Raw genomic sequence first — 20773 nt, 5'->3', positions numbered from 1 at the left:
GTTGTTGCCCTGCTTACTGGGCTGCTTGTTGCCTTGTTTACTGGGCCTTGAGTTGCTCTTTGACTTTCTGAGCGTATTCGTCAACGTATTCCTGGCCGCTCATTGCTCCGATCGCGACCGTCACTTGATCGGTGAGCGAGCGCAAGTCGTCGTGCGTGATGTCCTCGGCGGCTTTCTTGGTGACCTCGATGGGCTTGCCGTACAGCACCTGGGTTTTGCCTTTTTTCGGAATGACGGTGCCGGGTTCCTGCAGTTCGCGCGAGCCGATGATGGCGGTGGGCACGATCGGGCAGCCGGTTTCCAAGGCGAGACGCGCCACACCGGTGTGCCCCTTGTACAAGCGGCCGTCAGGGCTGCGCGTGCCTTCGATATGAATGCCGAACAGGTGGCCTTCCTCGATGATTTCGCGGGCGTGTTCAAGGGCACCCAACGACTTATTGCCGCCTGAGCGATCCACGGGGAACACGCCGACGGAGGTGAACCACCACTTCTTGAATCTGCCCTTGATGCCTTTGCCTTCAAAGTATTCGGCCTTGCCCATGAAATGCACCATGCGCGGGCAGGTGATGGGAATCAGCGCGTCGTCGATGACGGCCAGATGATTCGCGGCGATGATTGCGCCGCCCTTGCGGGGAATATTGTCCAATCCCTCGACGCTCGGTCCCAAACGATGACGTGCAATGGAGCCGAACCCCTTGACGAAGAACCAGTACAGCACTTGGCGTTTCCCTTCCGGCGCGATACGCGCGGTAGATTACAGTGGTGTGTATGACTGACCTCAACAATACCAACGACGACGGCGTGCGGCCAAACCACACGCCGGATGACGAGAGCAATCAAGCTGAATTGGATGAGGCTTGGGCGGCGTTCGAGGCCGAACATAAGGACGATCTTGCGGACGTGGCTGCCTCGCGCAGCGCCAAGCGCTTCGAGAAACACGCCGAGCGGCGCGACAAGGAAGCCGTGGTCAACGCGCGCGACCTCTCCCCCGAGGCGTTCTCGTCCACCGGCGCAGACCACGGACCTCGTGATTTCACCGGTTCCAGCTGGCTGGATACCGATGATGTGATGGATCAATATGATGACGGTTTCACCGAACCCAATCCGACAATTGGTCTTATCAAACGCTCGAAACTGCTGTTCTGGGCGTTGTTGCTGATCGGCATCGCGGGTATTATCGCCACCGCGTTCCTGCCGGCATTTGCCGGTATTCTCGGCACGGTGTTCGGGGTGTGCACGCTGATTGGCGCGGCGGGTCTTATCGTGCAGCATAAGGGGCACAACGAGACTCGTGAGGATTATTTCGATGACGGCGCGCGGGTATGAACCCAAACGTACTGAAACATTGTGTTTGCCTGTGACAGATATCGTTGACGATATCTGTCACAGGCAAACACATGAAACAAAGGACTGTCAGGCCTTGGCCTTGGCGGTTTCGATCCACTTGTCCAGCAGCGCCGCGGCCTTGCCTGAATCGACGGCTTCTTCGGCGAGGGCATAAGCGGCCTTGAACCGTTCGGCCAACGTACCGCCTGCGGGAACCTGATGGCCGTCCGCCACGATGGCGGAAGCTGCGTTGAGCAGGGCCGTGGTGCGGAACGACACGTCCTTGCCCACCAAGAAGTCCCGAGCCGCCTGTGCGTTGTATGCAGGAAGGTCGCCCTTGAGATCGGCGATGGTGACCTTGGCAAGCCCCAGCTCGACGGTCGGGTCGAATTCGGTCTCGACGACCTTGCCGCCGTTGAACTCCCACACGGAAATCGGGCCGGTCGGCGCCATTTCGTCAAGGCCCTCGCTGGAGGTATAGACCATGCCGGTCTGCCCGTTGACGGCATACACGGCGGCCATCACTGGGCTCATGGCGCGGTCGGCGCAACCAATGGCCATATGCTTCGGACTGGCCGGATTGGTTAAGGGGCCAAGCACATTGAACACGCATGGAATGCCCAAGGCGGCGCGAACTGGACCGACGAAACGCATGGCCGGATGGAACGTCTTGGCGAACGCGAACGTGATGCCGACTTCCTCTGCCACTTCGGCCACGGCCTCAGGGCTCAATTCCAGCGGCAATCCCAAGGCCTCCAAGCAATCCGCCGCACCGCACTTGGACGAAGCCGCGCGATTGCCGTGCTTGACGATCTTCACGCCGGTGGCGGCGGCGACCACCGCACCCATGGTGGACAGATTCACCGTGGCGGCACCGTCACCACCGGTACCGACGATGTCGGTGGTTTCTCCAGACACGTTCAACGGCACGGCATGGGACACCATGGCCTTGGCGGCACCAGACACCTCATCGGCTGTGAGCCCGAGTTGCTGCTGGGTGGCCAACACCGCGCCCACCGCGGCGGGGTCGGCGTTGCCGCTCATCAAGTCATCGACGAACCACTCGGATTCCGCCGCGCTCAGATGTGCTCCCCCGACCAGCTTGGTGAGAATCGACTTGAAAGTGATGTCGGCCATGATGCTCTCCTTGGCGCCCACACGCGCCTGAATAATTGGTATAGTGATGCGGCTTATTGTAGCGAGCGGATGTATCGCCTCCGTCGAACGTCCACATCACGATATGTTTGGCCATGCTTAAGGTTATACAAACGACCGCCGCACCTGTTGTTTTCAGGCGCGGCGGTCGTTTTGCTGTCGAACGATAAGCGACTATTCGGCGCTCTCGTTCTGCCCGTGGCACATCTTGTACTTACGGCCGGAACCGCAGGGGCAGGGCGCGTTCTTCGCGGTGTCGGGGAACGTGCGGCCATCGGCCCACGGAGTCTTGAGCTCCTCGTTCTTCGGCTTCTTGGATGCCGGCACCTTGCCTTCCGCGTGGCTTGATGGCGCCGGACCGACGATCACCGGGTTGCCGTCCTCGTCAAGGGTCACCTCACCGCCGTTCTCATCGGGGCCTTCGGCCTCGGTGTCGTTCTCGTCGCCGGACGTGGCGATGCCCAGTTTGGCCTCGGTGGCGTCGACGGCGGCATCCTCGTCGGCTTCGGAGTTGAGATCCTCGGTTTCGGCGACCTGCTGAATATCCACATGGAAGAGCAGCTGAACCGTCTCCTCCTTGATGGCCTCAATCATGGAGTTGTACATCTGGTAGCCTTCGCGCTGGTATTCCACCAGCGGGTCACGCTGACCCATGCCGCGCAAGCCGATGCCATCCTTCAGGTAATCCATCTCATAGAGGTGTTCGCGCCACTTGCGGTCGAGCACGGCGAGCACGACGCGGCGTTCCAGCTGGCGCAATCCATCGGCACCAAGCGTCTTCTCGAAACCGGCGTATGCCTCCTTGGCGTCCTCGACGATCACCTCGCACACGGCGTCGACGGCTTTCTCCGCCTTCTTGCCCTGAGCGGCTTCCTGGGCTTCGTCGACGGTCACATCAGTGGGAATCACGGTGTTGAGCGCCTTGAACAGGCCCTCCCAATCCCAATCCTTGGGCTTGTCAGAACCATTGTTGGCACCCTTGACATAGCTGGTGACGGTGTCGGTGATGAAGCGCTCGATATCCTCGTGGATATTCTCGCCCTTCAGCACGGCCTGACGCTCGGCATAAATGACGGTGCGCTGCTTGTTCATCACATCGTCGTACTTCAACACGTTCTTACGAATCTCGAAGTTCTGCGATTCGCGGGCCTTCTGCGCGGTGCGCACGCCCTTGGACACGCTCTTGGCGTGAATCGGCTCGCCCTCAGGCAAGCCCTTGGACATCACGCGGGCGACGAGCTGGGTGTTGAACAGACGCATCAGATCGTCTTCGAGACTCAGGTAGAAGCGGGATTCGCCCGGGTCTCCCTGACGACCGGAACGACCACGCAACTGATTGTCGATACGGCGGGACTCATGGCGTTCGGTGCCCAGCACATACAGGCCGCCGAGCTCGGTGACCTCCTCATGCTCGTCCTTGACCTGCGCCTTGACCTCGTTCAAAGTGCCCGGCCAACGCTTCTCGTATTCCTCCGGCGTGTCCTCGGGCGAATAGCCCTCGGCTTTGAGCTTGGCATCGGCGAGGAACTCGACGTTGCCGCCGAGCATGATGTCGGTGCCTCGACCGGCCATGTTGGTGGCCACGGTGACGGAGCCCTTGCGACCCGCCACGGCCACGACGGCGGCTTCCTTGTCGTGCTGCTTGGCGTTGAGCACCTGATGGGGAATCTTCGCCACATCGAGCAGCGTGGAAACGACCTCGGAGCTTTCCACGCTCGCGGTGCCGAGCAGCACCGGCTGACCCTTGGCGTGGCGTTCGGCGACATCCTTGACGATGGCGGCGAGTTTCTCCCTCTTGGTGCGGAAGATGAAGTCGTCCTTGTCTTCGCGGATCATCGGCTTGTTGGTCGGAATCGGCAACACGCCCAGCTTGTAGGTGCTCATGAACTCGGCCGCCTCGGTTTCGGCGGTACCGGTCATGCCGGCGAGCTTGTCGTACATGCGGAAGTAGTTCTGCAACGTGATGGTGGCGAAAGTCTGGTTCTCAGCCTTGACCTCCACGCCTTCCTTGGCTTCAATGGCTTGGTGCAGACCCTCGTTGTAGCGACGGCCCGGCAGGATACGGCCAGTGTGCTCGTCGACGATAAGCACCTCGCCGTGGGTGACGACGTAATCGCGGTCGCGCAGGAAGAGTTCCTTGGCCTTGATGGCGTTGTTGAGGTAGCCGATCAGAGCGGTGTTGGAAGGCTCATACAGGTTATCGATGCCAAGGAAGTCCTCGACCTTGGTGATACCCGCGTCCTTGATGCCCACGACCTTCTTCTTCTCGTCGACATCGTAATCCTCGTCACGGGTGAGCTTCAACACCAGCTTGGCGAATTGGCGGTACCAACGGGTGACATCCCCCTCGGCCGGGCCGGAGATGATCAGAGGGGTACGTGCCTCGTCGATCAGGATGGAGTCAACCTCATCGACGATGGCGTAATGGTGGCCGCGTTGCACCAGTTCGCCTTTTTCCCACGCCATGTTGTCGCGCAGATAGTCGAAGCCGAACTCGTTGTTGGTGCCGTAGGTGATGTCGGCGTTGTATTGTTTGCGGCGCTCCGGCGGCTTCTGGTCGGTAATGATGCAACCGACGCTCATGCCGAGGAAGCGATAGATGCGCCCCATCAGCTCGCTCTGGTAGCTGGCGAGGTAGTCGTTGACGGTGACCACGTGCACGCCCTTGCCTTCCAAGGCGTTCAGATATGCCGGCAGGGTAGCGACCAAGGTCTTGCCTTCGCCTGTCTTCATTTCGGCGATATTGCCCCAGTGCAGGGCGGCACCGCCCATGAGCTGCACATCGAAGTGGCGCTGCCCCAGTGTGCGCTTGGAGACTTCACGCACCGTGGCAAATGCCTCAGGCAGAACATCGTCCAGCTTCTTGCCGTTGTCCAGCTCCTGCTTGAATTTGGGCGTCTGCGCCTTAAGCTCCTCATCCGAAAGCGCCGAAATCTCATCTTCCAAAGCGTTGACGGCCTTCGCCACGTTTTCCAACTTCTTGATCTGACGGCCTTCGCCTATACGTAGTGCCTTGTCGACGATATCTACCACGTTCTGCTCCTCGGATTGGTCGAGTTCTTTTTAGCCCTGCAAACGCATATCGGATATGCGTCAGGACACACTGCCGACTATCTTACGCGACCTTGCCGATAAGACAAGGAAGCAACACGAAGCCCGCGTCATCGGGCGCGGGCTTCATGAAAAATTCATGCTGTCAGTTGACGTTTTCGGGAGTGTCGATTTCAAACACGCCGTAGCTCCAACCGTGGCGGCGGTAGACGACAGAGGGACGACCCGTCTCCTTGTTGACGAACAGGAAGAAATCATGTCCGATCAATTCCATCTCATACAACGCCTCATCGATGCTCATCGGATCGGCGATATGCAGCTTACGACGAATCACGATTGGGGTGTCGCCCACCTGAACCTCAACCGACTCCCCCGGGCCAAGTTCCGAAGACACCGCGGCGGCCGGGCTGTTGTCCGGCTCGTTGTCGGCTTCGGCCTCAAGGGTCTCGGGTTCAATGGCGCCCAAATCAACCGGCACCGGGTTCTCATAACCACGACGATGATCCTTGCGACGATCACGCGTGCGGCGAAGACGTAGCGTCAGCTTGTCAAGGGCCATGTCAAGGGCGCTGAACTCATCGGCGCTGGATGCTTCGGCGCGCACCACGGTGCGACCCGCGATAACGGTGATTTCCACGCGCTTGGCGGTATCGGCCTGGCGGGGATTACCCTCATGGGTAAGCACGATCTGTGCACGCTGCGCATCGGGTGCGATGGCGGTCACACGATTCATCTTGCTTTCGACGACATCACGGAACCTTTGTTTGATTTGCGTATGACGTCCGGTAACGACGATTTCCATGTGAACCTCCTAGTAACTCAAGCGGCGCCAGCCGCTATTTGGCGTTTCGACCGGCATCTTCACCGGCCGGGTAGTTTTCATTGTAGACGAGCATCGGCTGGATGCTCGTAGAAAAGCCGTGATTTTCATCTGTTTTTTCCATTCGCTCTGCACTGGTATAGTGAAAACCTTGAGACCCCTTGATGACCGCGGTCATGTCCATTGGCAATGGCTGAGGAACTTCCGGGCTCCACAGAGCACGATGGCGGATAACGTCCGCCCAGGGCAACCTGAGAGATAGCGCAACAGAGAACAGACCGCCCCCGGCCACGCCGGGAGGTAAGGGTGAAACGGCGGTGTAAGAGACCACCGGGCCCCTGGCAACAGTGGGTCGCATGGCAAGCCTCATCGGGAGCAAGGCCAAGCAGATGGCTTTAAGGGCTGCTCGCCCGTGCCATCGGGTAGGCCGCTAGAGCCTGGCGGCGACGTCAGGTCGAGATGGATGGTCATCCGTGCGTGTCAAGCGCATGACAGAACCCGGGGTATAAGGGGTCTCACCTATTCATCCATCAGCTCATGCGCGACACGGCGCAACGTTTCGGGATCATGACCTTTGCGCCCTCCCGCCGCCCAGAAGCGGCGCAAACGCACCTGACGATCAAGCCCCTGCGTCTTGCGGTAGATCCTGCGGCCAAGTCCCCAAGCCGATTCCTCGAACAGTCCCTGATGGGCGGCCTCGTCGACGACACGGGACGCCAGCGTGGAATTGATGCCTTTGCGCCGCAGCTCCATCACCGCGCCGCGCTCGCCCATCAAACGGTTCAGGCAATAGCGCACCGCCGATTCGGCATAGGCACGATCATCAAGCAACTTGAGTTCGAGCAAACGCTTGATGACGGCATCAACCGCCCGCTCGTCATACCCTTTGCCTACCAGCCGCTGCCGCAACCCACCACAGGAACGCGGAGCGGCATCCAACAGACGCAGCGCCGCCTCGCGGCAGGCATCGACATCCCGGGGGTCGAAATCGTCGGACGACGAGCCGCGCCTGTTGCGGTTCACACGATGGGAATCCTCGTGCGTGTCTTCGTCGGTCGAATCATCGACAACGACGCAATGCCCCTGAAGAAAGGTCTCGGCGCTGATCATGTCAATACAGCTTACGCCTTGGGGCGAGCCGCGGCCTTCGAGGACTTGTCCGCCTTGTTCTCCTCGGCGGGCGCAACGGATTCGGTTTGCTCGCCCGTTTGGGCGGCGTCCGTCGCCTCCTCGCCTTCGGCGAACTGATCCATCGGCTCGATCAGGCCGAACGCCGCCTTGACCTTGTTCTCGATTTCCTCGGTGATGCCGGGGTTGTCCTTCAGGAAGTTACGCACATTCTCGCGCCCTTGACCAAGCTGGTCGCCCTCATAGGTGAACCAAGAACCGGATTTCTTGACCACGCCGACCTGGATGGCCATATCCAGCGCGGAACCCTCGCGGGAAATGCCTTCGCCATACAGCATGTCGAACTCGGCGGATTTGAACGGCGGTGCCATCTTGTTCTTGACTACCTTGACGCGCGTGCGATTACCCACCGCATCCTCACCGTTCTTGATGGTCTGGATACGACGAATATCCATGCGCACGGAGGAATAGAACTTCAGCGCCTTGCCGCCGGTGGTGGTTTCGGGCGAGCCGAAGAACACGCCGATTTTTTCGCGCAACTGGTTGATGAAGATGGCCGTGGTGCCGGCCTGGGCCAATGCGCCCGTCATCTTGCGCAAGGCCTGGCTCATCAGGCGGGCCTGCAAGCCCACATGGCTGTCTCCCATATCACCTTCGATTTCGGCTTTGGGTACCAGCGCGGCCACGGAATCGATCACGATGACGTCCAGCGCGCCGGAACGGATGAGCATGTCGGCGATTTCCAGGGCCTGCTCGCCGTTGTCGGGCTGGGAGACGATCAGCGAATCGGTGTCGACACCGAGTTTGCGGGCATACACCGGGTCGAGCGCGTGTTCCGCGTCGATGAACGCGGCCACGCCGCCCGCCTTTTGCGCATTCGCCACCACATGCAACGTCAGCGTGGTCTTGCCTGAGGATTCGGGGCCGTACACCTCGACGATGCGACCCTTGGGAAGACCGCCGATGCCAAGAGCCATGTCCAGGGCGAGCGAGCCTGTGGGAATGACCTCAACATCCTGTTCGGGCCTGTCGCCAAGCCGCATGGCCGAGCCTTTGCCGAAACTCTTCTCGACCTGCGCCAATGCGGTGTCAAGGGCGGCCTTGCGCCGTGGATCGAGCTCGTGCTGCGATGACGTGGCGCCGGTGTTGTGTGCCATGATCTTCTCCTTTTGCCAAATGGACAGACGACTGTTCGCTTCTCACGGTACGTACTCGCCCTGCGCGCGGTCAAGGACAGACGACCATTGTGGTCGAAGCCCTCTCGGCGTCAGTGTCGTCGTCACCTCATATCCCAATGGGGACAACGGTTTTTGCACCATGCGCAAGTGACAACCGTGCATCTGCCGGTGATACTCGCTGTGGATAACTATAACCCTAAATGCGAACATTTGTTCGAATTGCGATGGCGACACGCCGAAGCACCTCAGCCCACACGGTGCGGCATGGGAGGAGCGTTATGGTCGCGCCCCCCAACGCTTCGCATCCGGAACTTCCATCTGATCGCACAGCACGTTCCATACGACGCGAGGCTCCTGGCCCGATTCGAGCGCCTCGACGACGGTCATGTTCCCCAACGCGGGCAGCTGCTGGTCACGCGACAACGCACGCCCATAAGTGCGCCCGAACACCTCTTCGAGCAACTGCCAGAATTCCCGTTCACGCATGAGACCCCAGTGTAGTGTTTCATGCGAAAAATCCCGACCCCTAACGGAATCGGGATTCTGCATAACTACAAACGAATGGAATACATCAGGCGGCAAGCACATCGAGCCTGTCGGCGACCATGCGCAACAACTGGGCCGCGCTCACACCCAAAGATTCGGCAATGGACGTGAGCAACTCGGAACTGGCCTCCTTCTGCCCGCGTTCCACTTCGGACAGGTACCCAAGCGACACGCCGGCTTTTTCGCTGACCTCGCGCAAGGTTCTATGGTCGCGCGAACGCAGGTCCCGCAAGACATACCCGATGGCTCCGCGCAATGTGGGATTCGCTACATGACGGCTTTCTTCGCGGCGGGCGGCATTCTGCGCGGCGGCAATGTCAGCCTCACTTTCATCCCACATGCGACGCCGTGCTTCAATGGCCTCGTCCTTGGCCTTCTTGGCGGCACGCGCCTTGAGCACCTGCTGCTGGGCGAACATGACGGCACGGCGTTGGGCTGGGGTCAATTCACGCATTCGGGCGGCACCCGGACGCACCATCGGTGCAGAGGTTGCCGATTCAACAGTCGAGCGAACACGGGTCATCGTTTCCATAATCCATCCCCTTACCTGTGTGATGTCGTTACTCTATACAACACCACAACAATGGGCAGGAGTGGTTTTATTCCTATAAAAACACTGTGAGTTGCCTCACTATGCGCAATGCATGCAGGACAACGCCGGCGCGTATCTGTTCCCGAGAGCCTTGCAAACGCAACTCAAAAGCGACGCTGTTCACCCCATCCACCCGGGTCCTCATATCGGATGCGTATGACGTGTCGGCAGGCAACTGCAGATCGTCCATCCGAAAGGGCAGCACATCAGGCAACGCCACGCCGACATAGACCAGTCCGGCCGGTTTGTCGCCGTCCGGGCCGGGTCCGGCTACCCCTGTGGTCGAAATCGACATCACTTGATTTGCGTATTCGCTCTGGTTGTAAAGCCGTGCCGCCGCAACAGCCATCTGACGTGCGACTTCGGGGTGTACGGCACCTTCACGCCCCAGCAAGGCGGCATCCACACCGAGAATGGAGGCTTTCGCTTTGATGTCATAGGTGACTGCCGAACCGAGGAAGACGTTCGACGCGCCGGGAATGCGCACGAAAGCGTCGGCGAGCAGGCCGCCCGTCAGCGATTCCGCGCAGGCGAGCTTGTACCCCCGCGAGGCGCAGGATTTAAGAATCCCCGCCGCCAGAGCGTCCTGTTCCTGTAGGGCAGTCATCGTGAATGCCTAGGCTTCGCCGACTTCTTGGGCAAACCTCCAAACGTGTTATGCAGATACAGGTAGCCGGAATACAGGCACAGGAACAGCGCCAGATACAGCAGCACATAGGTGACGAACAGATAGCCATTCAGCCACATCGGCAACTTCGCGACCTCGATGGCATCAGGGCAGAACTGCCACACCGGCAACAGCAACATCGACAAACCGACGTACTGGAACACCGTTTTGAGCTTGCCTGGACGCGCGGCGGCGATGACCTTGCCACTCGGGCGTTCCATCACGACGAAGCGCATCACCGTGATGCCAATCTCGCGCACTAGGAACAGCGCAGTGGCCCACCAAGGGAACTCGCCGAACGCACTGGCCACGACCAGCGCGCCGCAGGTGAGCAGTTTGTCGGCGATCGGATCCATCAGTTTGCCCAGTTCGGTCACCTGATTGTATTTGCGAGCCATCCAGCCGTCGAGCTTATCGGTGGAAGCGGCGATGATGAAGAGGATCGCGGCCGCCCAACGCATCGGAAGGTTGCTCAGCCCCCACGCGCCGGCGGCGATGTACAGCCCGAGGAAAACCACCACGAGCACGATGCGCGAATAGGTGACGAGGTTCGGGACGGCGTTCCAGCTGTCCAACAGCGAGGGTTTGTTCGCCGGTTCCTGCGCAGACACCACCGGCTCTTGTACAGATGCCACCGGTTCCTGCGCAGATGCCACCGGTTCCTGCGCAGACACCACCGGTTCCTGCACAGGCACCACCGGCTCCTGTACAGACGTCACCGGTGCCTGCACAGGCACCACTGGCTCTTGCGCAGACACCGCCGGTTCCTGCGCAGACGTCACTGATTTCTGCGCAGACGCCACCGGTTCGAAGGATTGGGGCGCCGCGCCTGCAATGACCGATTCAAATGACACGCTCTCGGCATGCTCGCTGATCGGATTTACAGTACCTTGAACATCCGTGTCGGGATGGAATTGCTCATGTGTTTCACTCATAATCGTTCACGTTACCCTTACTACACGTCATCGCCCTGAGATTGGGCATCGGAAGTTTCAATCGAACTCGTTTCGCCACGAATGAAAGCCAGCACCGCCGGCAAATCAGCGGGTTGGACGAGCACTTCGCGCGCCTTCGAGCCTTCGGAGGGACCGACCACGCCACGCGATTCCAGCAAGTCCATCAAGCGCCCCGCCTTGGCAAAACCAACTCTCAACTTGCGTTGAAGCATGGAAGTGGAACCGAACTGCGTGGTGACCACCAGTTCGGCGGCCTGCAACAGCACGTCCATGTCATCACCGATTTCCTCGTCCGGTTCGATCGTCTTGCTGTCGGCCTCACGCGCCATCTGCTCGATGTCCTCGCGGTATTTGGGCTTGCGCTGGGTGCGTACGAACTCCACGGCCTGACGAATTTCGGATTCGTTGACCCACGAGCCCTGCACGCGAATCGGCTTGGCTGAGCCCATCGGCAGGAACAAGCCGTCACCCTGGCCAATCAGCGTTTCGGCACCCGTGGTGTCGAGAATCACGCGCGAGTCGGTTGCCGAGGAAGTCGTGAATGCCAGACGCGAGGGGATGTTGGCCTTGATCAAGCCTGTCACCACATCGACGGAGGGGCGCTGGGTGGCGAGTACCAGATGCACGCCGGCGGCGCGCGCCAACTGGGTGATGCGCTGGATGGAACTTTCCACGTCGTTCTTCGCCACCATCATCAAATCGGCCATCTCGTCGACGACAACCAGGATATACGGATATGGCGCGACCTTGCGATTCGAGCCGGCGGGTGCATGGACTTTGCCTTCGCGCACGGCCTTGTTGAAATCCTTGACATGCTTGAACCCGAAGAATTCCAAGTCGGAGTAGCGCGAATCCATCTCCTTGACCACCCATTCGAGCGCCTGGGCAGCCTTCTTCGGATCGGTGATGATCGGGGTCAGCAGGTGCGGAATGCCCGCGTAGGCAGATAGCTCCACGCGTTTGGGATCCACCATGATCAGGCGCACCTGTTCGGGTGTGGCGCGCATGATGATCGAGGTGAGCATGGAGTTGACAAAGCTCGACTTGCCCGAGCCGGTGGCACCGGCGACCAGCAGATGCGGCATCTTGGTGAGGTCGGCGGTGACGAAATGGCCTTCGACATCCTTGCCGATGCCGCAGATCATCGGATTGGGGTCGCTGACGACCTCCTGACTGCGCAGCACGTCGCCCAGGCACACGATTTCGCGGTCCTCATTCGGAATCTCGATGCCGATGGCTGATTTGCCGGGAATCGGCGAGAGGATGCGCACGTCGGAACTGGCCACCGCATAGGCGATATTGCGCTGGAGGTTCGTGACCTTCTCCACTTTGACGCCGGAACCGAGCTCGACCTCGTATTGGGTGACGGAGGGGCCGCGCAGGAAACCGACGACTTTGGCATCCACCTTGAACTGCTGGAACGTGGAGGTCAGCGCGCGAATCACCCTGTCGTTGGACGGGGTGCGCGCGGCGTGCGGTTTGCCTTTTGCGAGCATGTCAAGACTGGGCAGATGGTACGGCGACTCGGCATCACCGCTTTCACCCTCACCTGAAGCGGACGAAACGGCATCGCTTTCATCGCTGTCACTGCCATACGCGCCGGAACCGGATCCCACAGCGAGTGTCGCCGCGGGCGCATCATTCTGCGCGGTTGGTGCCCAAGGGTCGTTTCCTTGCGTTTGCGAGGGCGCGGCGGTGGACATCGGCAACGTTCTGTCGGACGTATCTTCCTTGGTGTCTTGAGCGTCTTGACTTTCCTGCACGGGCATCTCGGCGGACTGCCCATGGCGCGATGCCGCTTGGGAAAACGGGTCGTCTCCTTGATAACGTTCAAGCGACGAGCCGGAGGCTTCCTTATTTTTTCTGCCGAATAGCCGCGAGAGAATTCCTCGCTTCGACTCCCCGGCTTGGTTGGTGTCCTCTTCGTCGGAACCATCATGGGCAGGCACGCCGTCCGCGAATGACAATGTGCCATCGCCGATGCGCACCTCGTTGGGGAATTGCTCGTCACCCTCTTCGGCGGCGTTCTGATAGGATCTGCCCTGCGCCTTGGCGACGAGACGACGCCACAACTCAGGCAAATCAGTGACATGAAGCCTTGAAATCAGCAGCATGGCGAACAGCGCGATGACGACAAAGACAATGATCGCGAACACGTCGGAAAGCCCCCACGCCAATGGCGAGCCAAGAACGTAGCCGAGCAATCCGCCTGCTTTTTGCAGCACGGCGATATCGAAACCGGCACTTTTCGAAGCTACGACGATATCGATGATCGAGCAGATCGACCACAGCAACAGCACCCAGCCCGTAATCACACGGGGATTGTTCGATTCCTTGCCGCTGTTGCGCATCAGACGGACGGCCACAACGACGAGCAACACCGGCAGCACCACACTCATCACGCCGAACGCGCCGGAAGCCACGGCATGCAGGAACTGCCCGAACACGCCGTGAACATGAAACCATTCGGAGGCGCAGAACAGCACCGCGAACACCAGCATCAGGAAGCACAGACCGTCACGGCGATAGGCGGGATCGTATTCGCCGACGCCGGTGATGGCGCGCACGCCGGAGCCGAATGCACGCGGAATCGCCAACAGGATTTTTTTCCACGCGGGTTCCGCCGGCATATCAAGCTCTGGCTGAACCTTGGTGTTGCCGTCGTGCGAAGACGCCCCGCCGTTCTTGCGAGGGCGGGACGAGGATTTTGATGAGGATTCTGATTGTGCCATAACGGGTTTGATTCTACTACGAGCCGTCGCTGGCACCGGTAATGATGCGAGTATAAAGCGTCTGGTTTACGATAGGGAGATATGACACCTGCGGAACGAGCGAGCGCGGTCGCATTCGCGCTGAAGAACTGCGCATTGGAAGCGATGACACCCGGCGAGGCGACGATGCGCGCCGCCGCCGACTACAGGGCTGGGCATATCGATGTGGCGGCCTTGATTGACGTAGCGGATGGGCAAGCCGCCACAGCGGCGAACAGCAAGCTGTCCGACGGCAGTCTTGATGACAAGCACAGCGACAAGGCGCCCGGCATATTCGCGCGCACCGTGTTGCTGGCGGAGCGCCCTTGGATACCTTCCGGGGATTTGGACGAGCTCGTGGCCATCCACCGCGGTCTGTTCGACGGCGTGTTTGCGGACGCGGGGCGTTTGCGCACGGCCGACACCACGCGGGCCGTGTCCAGCGACAGCACTCGCGCGCATAATCCCGAAGCCTTCTTCCCCGCGAATCTCATCGAGACGGGCGCGCACAACATCGCCGTCGAGCTAGCTGACAAGCGCAATCTGCACGCGCTGGACAGGGATGTGTTCGTGCGCGAGTTCGTGCATATTTTCGACGAACTGGGATATCTGCATCCGTTCAAGGGCGGCAACGCCATGGTGTTGCGCATGTTCGGGGCGCGTCTGGCGCACGATGCGGGCTGGGATCTGGATTGGGCAAGCGTCACGCGCGAATCATATAAAGCCGCCAAACAAGCGGCGTATCGGGGCGACACCGGCGCATTCGAGCGGCTGTTCGACGCCATTGTGCGCCCGGCCAACCCGACACGCGTGTTCCTGATCGCCGGGTTTGAGCAGGGGCCGGCGCACTGATAGACGCCCCGTTCCCGCCGCCGATGGTTTTCAGTGGTTGATGTCGCCCAAGTGATGCTGGGCGTAGGCGTCGGCCTGCGCGTCGATGGCGTCGTAATCGCCGCGGGTTGCGTGCGAGATGATGGCCATGGCGTTGTCGAGCAAGGCGGGGTTGGTCGCCTGCAACCAGTGGATGCGCGGGTCGCGGCCGAACCATCCCATCTGTTTGCGTGCCAGCCGCTTGGTTTTCTGCGCCACGTCGGCCCATGCTTCCCGCTCGTCCCATAAACCGTCGAGAAGATCGAACATCTGCTGATAGCCCAGCGCCCTGGAGGCTGTCAATCCCATGCTTGGGCGCAAACGGCGCGCTTCGTCGAGGAACCCCTGCTCGCGCATGCGAGTGGTGCGAATATCGATGCGACGGTCGAGTTCGGCACGGTCGAGATCAAGGCCTATTTGCACGGTGGGGATGACGTAGCGATAATGCGGCAGACTGGCCGAATATGGCCGTCCGGTCAATTCGATGACTTCCAGCGCGCGGATCGTGCGGCGGGGATTGCGCGGATCCATGCGCGCCGCCGCTTCGGGGTCTTTGGCCTTCAGCTCCTCGAACAGCGCCCCCGCGCCTTCCACTCGCTCACGTTCCTCCAAACGCGCACGCACTTCGGTGTCGGTGCCGGGAAAGGTAATGTCGTCGATGGCGGCGCGCGCATATAGGCCGGAGCCTCCGACGAGAATCGGGCGAATGCCGCGCGATTGCAGGTCGGCCATCGTTTCGCGGGCAAGCTGCTGGAAACGGGCCACGCTCATCGTCTCGTCGGGGTCGATGATATCGATGAGATGATGCGGCACGGTGGCCTGTTCCTCAAGGCTTGGCTTGGCGGTGCCGACGTCCATGCCGCGATACATCTGGTAGGCATCCGCGTTGACGATTTCGGCCCGTTCCCCCTGCTCGGCAAGCCGCTTGGCTATGGCGATGCCGAGTGCCGTTTTGCCGCAGGCCGTCGGACCGACGATGGAAATGACTCGTTCAGTGCCGCACATGGTAGGTTTGCCCGGCTTTCGGATCGGGATCGGCGATGAGGTTATGACGGGCGGCGTGGGTGACGGTGGCGGTGACGAAATCGCCGATGCGCGGCTCCTCGCACCCCTCGGGGACACCGATATGCACCAACACGCCGGTTTTCTCGCGCCCGGTGACGCGATGCGTCGCGGCATCCTTTCTGCCTTGCGTGCCGGTGATCATCACCTCGACGTCGCGACCCTCAAAGGCCTTGAGATCTTCCTGGGTGATTTCTTCCTGCAAGGCCACCAAACGCTCAAAACGCTCCTGCACCACGTCATGCGGCAACTGTTCCATCTCGGCGGCCGGCGTGCCGGGGCGCGGCGAATAGATGAATGTGAAGGCGCTGGCAAAGCGCGCCTGACGCACCACGTCGAGCGTGGCTTGGAAGTCCTCTTCCGTCTCGGACGGGAACCCGACGATGATGTCGGTGGAGATTTGCGCGTCCGGCATGGCGTCACGCACCTTGCTCAGGATATCCATGAATCTGGCCGAACGGTAGGAGCGGCGCATGGCGCGCAGGATGCGATCCGAACCGGATTGCAGGGGCATGTGCAGTTGGTGCATGACGTTCGGCGTCTCGGCCATCGCGGCGATCACATCGTCGGTGAAGGCGGCCGGGTGCGGCGAGGTGAACCTGACGCGCTCAAGGCCTTCGATCTGCCCGCACGCACGCAGCAACTTGCTGAAGGCATACCTGTCACCGATGCCGAACCCATAGGAGTTCACGTTCTGCCCAAGCAACGTGACTTCTTTGGCGCCGCCCGCCACGCAGGCGCGCACTTCATCGAGCACGTCGCCGGGGCGGCGGTCCTTCTCCCTGCCGCGCGTGGTGGGCACGATGCAGAATGTGCAGGTGTTGTTGCATCCCACGGAAATCGACACCCAAGAGCTGACTTTCGAAGCGCGATCGGTGGGCAACTGGCTGGGGAACAGCTCAAGCTTGTCCGCCACTTCGACCTGCGGGGTGCCGGCCACGCGGTTCTGATCAAGCAGATGCGGCAACGAGCCGATGTTCTTGGTGCCGAAAACGGCCGCCACCCACGGTGCCTTTTTCGCGATTTTCTGACGGTCGAGCTGAGCCATGCAACCGCCCACCGCGATTTGCAGATTCGGGTGCTGCCGCTTGAGCTCGGCCCACAATCCGATGGTGCCGTACATGCGTTCGGCGGCGTTCTCGCGCACCGCGCAGGTGTTGAGCACGATGAGATCGACGTCATGAGCTTCGACCTGCTCTTCAGTGGCGGGCACGTAGCCGTCCGCTTCAAGCACGCCGGCGATGCGCTCGGAATCATGCACATTCATCTGGCAACCGAGCGTGTGAACATGGAATATCCCCTTGCCACGCCGCCCGGTGAAAGCCGTCGCGCTCGCCGAGGCGCGCTCCGCCTCGCTCATCATGTCTTCGTTCATAACGCCCCACTGTATCGGCGGGTCGAGTCATAAGGTCGCTCTCAGACATATCCCAGTTTGGCGCACAGCGAACAGGTATATTGAATGACGTGATACTTGATAGACATAACAGACTCAACACCTCAGACCTGCGCGCGCGTCTGAAGACGTTCGACATCTCGGACGAGCATTTCGACAACGCGCAGATTCCCGAGTTCATCGACCAAATGCAGGTGTATGAGGGCGCCATGTATGAGATCAGCACCAAGCTGGAGGTGCTCGACGACGAGTTTCAAGTCAGGTTCAGCCATGACCCGATTCATCACATGGAGCGGCGTTTGAAGTCGGTCGATTCGATTATCGGCAAACTGGAACGCAAAGGACTGCCCATATCAGTCAAATCCGTCAAGGACAATCTGTTCGACGTGGCCGGCATTCGCGTGATCTGCAATTACCGGGACGACGTGTATTCGGTATCCAACTACCTGTCGTCGCAATCGGACATTCAGGTGCTGCGCGTCAAGGATTACATCAAGAAACCCAAGCAGAACGGCTATCGTTCACTGCATGTAATCTACGCGGTGCCGGTGTTCCTTTCCTCGGGTGCGCATTACACGCCGGTGGAAGTGCAGTTCCGCACCATCGCGATGGATTACTGGGCGAGCCTCGAACATGCGCTGCGCTATAAAAGCGATTTGCCCGACGCCAAACTCAGCGAACATTCCCAGACGCTGCTCGACTGCGCGAAAAGCCTGCAGAACGTCGAGGTTCAGATGCAGCACATTCACCGTGACATCAACACTGCTCCTCAGGCCGAAGAGACGCCGAAACCCACCACACGTTAGGAAGCCCGGCCATTGAAGAGGCGCGAGGGAATGCGAATCTGGGCCAGCAACGTGCCCAGGAAAATGAGCGCGCAGCCAACGTAGGCGCGCGGGGTCATCACCTCGCCCAGCAACAGTGCCCCACCCACAACGGAAAACAGTGATTCCAAACTCATCAACAGGCTCGCACTTGTCGGCGGCACCCACCGCTGACCGACGACCTGCAACGTATACGCGATACCAACCGAGCCGATGCCGGCATAGGCGAGCGGAACCCACGAGTTGAGCGCGCCCGCCCAATCCACCGAACCGTCCATCAGAGCCCCCGCGAAACTCAACGCCGCTGCGGTGCAGATTTGGCCGAACGAGAGCACAATCGCATCGACTCTGGAACCGAGCGTATCAATGATGAGAATATGGGCGGCAAACAGCACGGCGGACAGCACCAATATCACGTCCGCCACGCCCAGCGAGCCGAATCCGTCGGTGACGCACAGGCAATAGAAACCGGCCACAGCCAGCGCCACGGCCGCGCCGATGAGGATATTGATGCGCCGACGCAGAAACACGAAGGCGAGCAACGGCACCATCACGATGTACAGAGCGGACAAAAACCCGGAGCGCCCGGCCGATTTGCAATACAGAATGCCATATTGCTGCAAGGTGCTGGCACCAAACAGCACCGCACCGCAGACGATGCTCACCGCAACGGGATGCGTCGCCCAACGCATGGGCGTTGTCTGAAGCGCAACGTCTTCTTTCGCGATTGACGCGATACCATCGGCTTGATTTGTTGCGAGCTCGGGCAGCTTCGTTTTGCGACGGGAACGTACCAACAGAAGCAGGGCCAGCGACAGCGCGCCCAACGCAAAGCGCACCGCGTTGAAGAACAGCGGCGACATGACGTCCATGCCCTGCACCTGCGCCACGAACGCGAAACCCCAAATCATGGCGCACAGCAACAGACAGACGATGCCCAGCGGTTTACTTTTCCCCATGCGGCCTACGCTAATGCATCCATGTAACGGCATGGCAAAGCCCGGCCATATATTCTCATGACCGGGCCTTGTGCGGCCGCATGATGCGGCAAAAAGTTGCGCTCAGTCCTTGCTGCCGAGCAGCTGCAGGATGTACAGGAACATGTTCACGAAGTCGAGATACAGGTTCAGGGCGCACAGAATGGAGATCTTCTTGATCATCTCCGGCCCCTGCGCCTCGTACTGAGTGAACAGCGCGCGGGTGCTCTGCGCGTCGTAGATGGTCATGCCGGCGAACAGCACCAAGCCGACCGCGCACATGATCTGGGTCATGGCTCCCACATTCACGAACATCAGCACGATTTGCGAGATGATCAGTACGATCAGAGCGACCATGAGAATCGGACCGGCCTTGAGCATATTGAACTTCGTGGTCATGCCGAACATCGTCAACGCGAAGAAGAACGCCGCGGTGATGCCCAGAGCGACCCCGATGGAGCCGAGATCATACACCATGAAAATCACGCTCAGGACGAATCCCATGATCACCGCGAACAGATAGAACATGACACGAGCCGTGGTCACGCTCATCTTCGCGATGCGAACGCCAAGCACGACGGCCATGACAATGGGAACCACACACAGCGCGATCAGACCGATCATGCCCGTAACGCTCAGGAACTTCAGCAGTGCGTCGGTGGCCTGGGTGAGCACGGCGACCACGGTGGTGACAATCAGGCCGATGGTCATTTCGCCGTAGGCGCGAGTGACGGAAACACGGCGAGCCTGCTCGTAGGAATATGCGGCCGTCGCATCGATGGTGGCCGCCGCGGCTTGCGTATATCCTTGGGCGTATTGGACCTGAGCCGCGTTGTAATCGGGGGTGTTGTATTGCCCGTTGCTGCCGGGCTGTTGGCCGAATGTCATAATCGCTCCTTCAGCGCGTAATGTACGGTCTCATCATAAAGGAGACTTCCTGAAATTTCCATGAATGCGCTCCACCCAGGGCGTAATGGACACAATACGCACACCTGCACTACAGACAAGCCAGCACCCGATCAGCCAGGCACAAGAAAGATAATCACAGCAAAATAAATGCGCCCTACAAGTGAGCGAACTCCCAAAGCTCCCGTCACTTATAGGGCGATGTCTCGATCAGTCGTTCAGATGCTGTATCGCGTAGTCGGCTTCCTCTTGCGTAAACTTGCCCCCGTATTCGGATGTGAGCTGATCTCGGATGGCCTCGGATGACATGTTCATGCTCTTCTCATAATCCTTCGCTTGCTCCAGAGCGTTCTGGTTATAGTCGGCCTGAAGGTTATCCACGGCGTATTGCGCGGCTTCGGCGCTGAACTTGCCCCCATATTCGGATGTGAGCTGGTCGTAGATGCCCTGCTTGCTCATGTGCATCGTGTCGGAATACGTCTTGGCCTGGGCCAATGCCTTCTTGTATTCGTTAGGCACATCGTCTTTCTTTAATCACGGGGCATGCGCCATCATCGGCATCGGCGACGCCC

The 20773-nt window shown here is 60.0% G+C and carries 18 protein-coding genes, 1 other RNA gene and 1 pseudogene; 4 read left to right on the top strand and 16 right to left on the bottom strand.

The window, feature by feature from the left end:
- Positions 1 to 37: 37 nt before the first annotated feature.
- Positions 38 to 718, bottom strand: coding sequence for a lysophospholipid acyltransferase family protein (locus G1C94_RS04535; RefSeq protein WP_172145225.1), 681 nt, complete (start codon positions 716 to 718; stop codon positions 38 to 40).
- A 50-nt stretch (positions 719 to 768) separates the two neighbouring features.
- On the opposite strand from G1C94_RS04535, the gene G1C94_RS04530 reads away from it, so the two are divergent.
- Positions 769 to 1326, top strand: a complete 558-nt coding sequence (locus G1C94_RS04530; protein WP_172145222.1) for a hypothetical protein — start codon at positions 769 to 771, stop codon at positions 1324 to 1326.
- Positions 1327 to 1413: 87 nt separating this feature from the next.
- Here G1C94_RS04530 and trpD read toward each other — a convergent pair whose 3' ends face one another.
- From trpD to hpf, 3 genes are all read right to left on the bottom strand, one after another.
- Entirely contained in the window at positions 1414 to 2463 is a 1050-nt protein-coding gene (gene trpD, locus G1C94_RS04525; protein WP_172145219.1) for an anthranilate phosphoribosyltransferase, read from the bottom strand.
- A 192-nt stretch (positions 2464 to 2655) separates the two neighbouring features.
- On the bottom strand, positions 2656 to 5514 hold the full coding sequence (gene secA, locus G1C94_RS04520) for a preprotein translocase subunit SecA (protein ID WP_172145216.1): 2859 nt from the start codon (positions 5512 to 5514) through the stop codon (positions 2656 to 2658).
- A gap of 163 nt (positions 5515 to 5677) precedes the next feature.
- On the bottom strand, positions 5678 to 6334 hold the full coding sequence (gene hpf, locus G1C94_RS04515) for a ribosome hibernation-promoting factor, HPF/YfiA family (protein WP_172145213.1): 657 nt from the start codon (positions 6332 to 6334) through the stop codon (positions 5678 to 5680).
- 170 nt (positions 6335 to 6504) lie between these two features.
- Here hpf and rnpB point away from each other — a divergent pair.
- An RNA gene (rnpB, locus tag G1C94_RS04510) (RNase P RNA component class A) lies at positions 6505 to 6874 on the top strand.
- Here rnpB and G1C94_RS04505 read toward each other — a convergent pair.
- The 7 genes and pseudogenes from G1C94_RS04505 to G1C94_RS04475 form a co-directional block, all read right to left on the bottom strand.
- Positions 6872 to 7462 (bottom strand): regulatory protein RecX, encoded by a 591-nt coding sequence (locus G1C94_RS04505; protein ID WP_172145210.1) that lies wholly within the window; start codon positions 7460 to 7462, stop codon positions 6872 to 6874. The genes rnpB and G1C94_RS04505 overlap by 3 nt on opposite strands.
- Before the next feature lie 11 nt (positions 7463 to 7473).
- On the bottom strand, positions 7474 to 8637 hold the full coding sequence (recA, locus tag G1C94_RS04500) for a recombinase RecA (RefSeq protein ID WP_172145207.1): 1164 nt from the start codon (positions 8635 to 8637) through the stop codon (positions 7474 to 7476).
- Positions 8638 to 8903: 266 nt separating this feature from the next.
- Positions 8904 to 9144, bottom strand: a pseudogene (locus G1C94_RS04495) (DUF3046 domain-containing protein).
- A gap of 85 nt (positions 9145 to 9229) precedes the next feature.
- Complete coding sequence (locus tag G1C94_RS04490) at positions 9230 to 9736, bottom strand: helix-turn-helix domain-containing protein (RefSeq protein ID WP_172145205.1); 507 nt, start codon at positions 9734 to 9736, stop codon at positions 9230 to 9232.
- Between the two features lie 73 nt (positions 9737 to 9809).
- Entirely contained in the window at positions 9810 to 10403 is a 594-nt protein-coding gene (locus tag G1C94_RS04485) for a CinA family protein (protein ID WP_172145203.1), read from the bottom strand.
- A complete protein-coding gene (pgsA, locus tag G1C94_RS07795) occupies positions 10400 to 11077 on the bottom strand; it encodes a CDP-diacylglycerol--glycerol-3-phosphate 3-phosphatidyltransferase (RefSeq protein ID WP_172145279.1) in 678 nt (225 codons plus the stop codon). Before pgsA ends, G1C94_RS04485 begins: the two co-directional genes overlap by 4 nt.
- 341 nt (positions 11078 to 11418) lie before the next feature.
- On the bottom strand, positions 11419 to 14151 hold the full coding sequence (locus G1C94_RS04475; protein WP_172145201.1) for a DNA translocase FtsK: 2733 nt from the start codon (positions 14149 to 14151) through the stop codon (positions 11419 to 11421).
- Positions 14152 to 14295: 144 nt separating this feature from the next.
- On the opposite strand from G1C94_RS04475, the gene G1C94_RS04470 reads away from it, so the two are divergent.
- Positions 14296 to 15021, top strand: a complete 726-nt coding sequence (locus tag G1C94_RS04470; protein WP_172145276.1) for a Fic/DOC family protein — start codon at positions 14296 to 14298, stop codon at positions 15019 to 15021.
- 30 nt (positions 15022 to 15051) lie between these two features.
- Here the strand turns inward: G1C94_RS04470 and miaA are convergent, their stop codons facing one another.
- A complete protein-coding gene (gene miaA / locus G1C94_RS04465; protein ID WP_172145199.1) occupies positions 15052 to 16044 on the bottom strand; it encodes a tRNA (adenosine(37)-N6)-dimethylallyltransferase MiaA in 993 nt (330 codons plus the stop codon).
- Entirely contained in the window at positions 16031 to 17476 is a 1446-nt protein-coding gene (gene miaB, locus G1C94_RS04460; protein WP_172145197.1) for a tRNA (N6-isopentenyl adenosine(37)-C2)-methylthiotransferase MiaB, read from the bottom strand. The genes miaA and miaB overlap by 14 nt, the downstream gene beginning before the upstream one ends.
- An 80-nt stretch (positions 17477 to 17556) precedes the next feature.
- Between miaB and G1C94_RS04455 the strand changes: the two genes are divergently transcribed.
- A complete protein-coding gene (locus tag G1C94_RS04455) occupies positions 17557 to 18300 on the top strand; it encodes a GTP pyrophosphokinase (RefSeq protein ID WP_172145195.1) in 744 nt (247 codons plus the stop codon).
- On the opposite strand, the gene G1C94_RS04450 is transcribed toward G1C94_RS04455, so the two are convergent.
- The 3 genes from G1C94_RS04450 to G1C94_RS04440 form a co-directional block, all read right to left on the bottom strand.
- Positions 18297 to 19253 (bottom strand): DMT family transporter, encoded by a 957-nt coding sequence (locus G1C94_RS04450; protein WP_172145273.1) that lies wholly within the window; start codon positions 19251 to 19253, stop codon positions 18297 to 18299. The genes G1C94_RS04455 and G1C94_RS04450 overlap by 4 nt on opposite strands.
- Positions 19254 to 19379: 126 nt before the next feature.
- A complete protein-coding gene (locus tag G1C94_RS04445) occupies positions 19380 to 20183 on the bottom strand; it encodes a Bax inhibitor-1/YccA family protein (RefSeq protein WP_172145193.1) in 804 nt (267 codons plus the stop codon).
- Between the two features lie 228 nt (positions 20184 to 20411).
- Positions 20412 to 20720 carry an Ltp family lipoprotein gene (locus G1C94_RS04440; protein WP_216656858.1) on the bottom strand — a complete coding sequence of 103 codons (309 nt, stop codon included), beginning with the start codon at positions 20718 to 20720 and terminating at the stop codon, positions 20412 to 20414.
- Positions 20721 to 20773: the final 53 nt, after the last annotated feature.

The organism is Bifidobacterium panos (assembly GCF_012932445.1).
Taxonomy (GTDB): domain Bacteria; phylum Actinomycetota; class Actinomycetes; order Actinomycetales; family Bifidobacteriaceae; genus Bifidobacterium; species Bifidobacterium panos.
The sequence above is the reverse complement of the archived record's forward strand: the minus strand, read 5'-3'. Positions and strand labels throughout refer to the sequence as shown.

Coding starts and splice junctions, on each gene's coding strand:
- G1C94_RS04530 (WP_172145222.1), top strand. CDS start 769: ATGACTGACCTCAACAATACCAACGACGACGGCGTGCGGCCAAACCAC.
- trpD (WP_172145219.1), bottom strand. CDS start 2,463: ATGGCCGACATCACTTTCAAGTCGATTCTCACCAAGCTGGTCGGGGGA.
- hpf (WP_172145213.1), bottom strand. CDS start 6,334: ATGGAAATCGTCGTTACCGGACGTCATACGCAAATCAAACAAAGGTTC.
- G1C94_RS04505 (WP_172145210.1), bottom strand. CDS start 7,462: ATGATCAGCGCCGAGACCTTTCTTCAGGGGCATTGCGTCGTTGTCGAT.
- recA (WP_172145207.1), bottom strand. CDS start 8,637: ATGGCACACAACACCGGCGCCACGTCATCGCAGCACGAGCTCGATCCA.
- G1C94_RS04490 (WP_172145205.1), bottom strand. CDS start 9,736: ATGGAAACGATGACCCGTGTTCGCTCGACTGTTGAATCGGCAACCTCT.
- G1C94_RS04485 (WP_172145203.1), bottom strand. CDS start 10,403: ATGACTGCCCTACAGGAACAGGACGCTCTGGCGGCGGGGATTCTTAAA.
- G1C94_RS04475 (WP_172145201.1), bottom strand. CDS start 14,151: ATGGCACAATCAGAATCCTCATCAAAATCCTCGTCCCGCCCTCGCAAG.
- G1C94_RS04470 (WP_172145276.1), top strand. CDS start 14,296: ATGACACCCGGCGAGGCGACGATGCGCGCCGCCGCCGACTACAGGGCT.
- miaA (WP_172145199.1), bottom strand. CDS start 16,044: ATGTGCGGCACTGAACGAGTCATTTCCATCGTCGGTCCGACGGCCTGC.
- miaB (WP_172145197.1), bottom strand. CDS start 17,476: ATGAACGAAGACATGATGAGCGAGGCGGAGCGCGCCTCGGCGAGCGCG.
- G1C94_RS04445 (WP_172145193.1), bottom strand. CDS start 20,183: ATGACATTCGGCCAACAGCCCGGCAGCAACGGGCAATACAACACCCCC.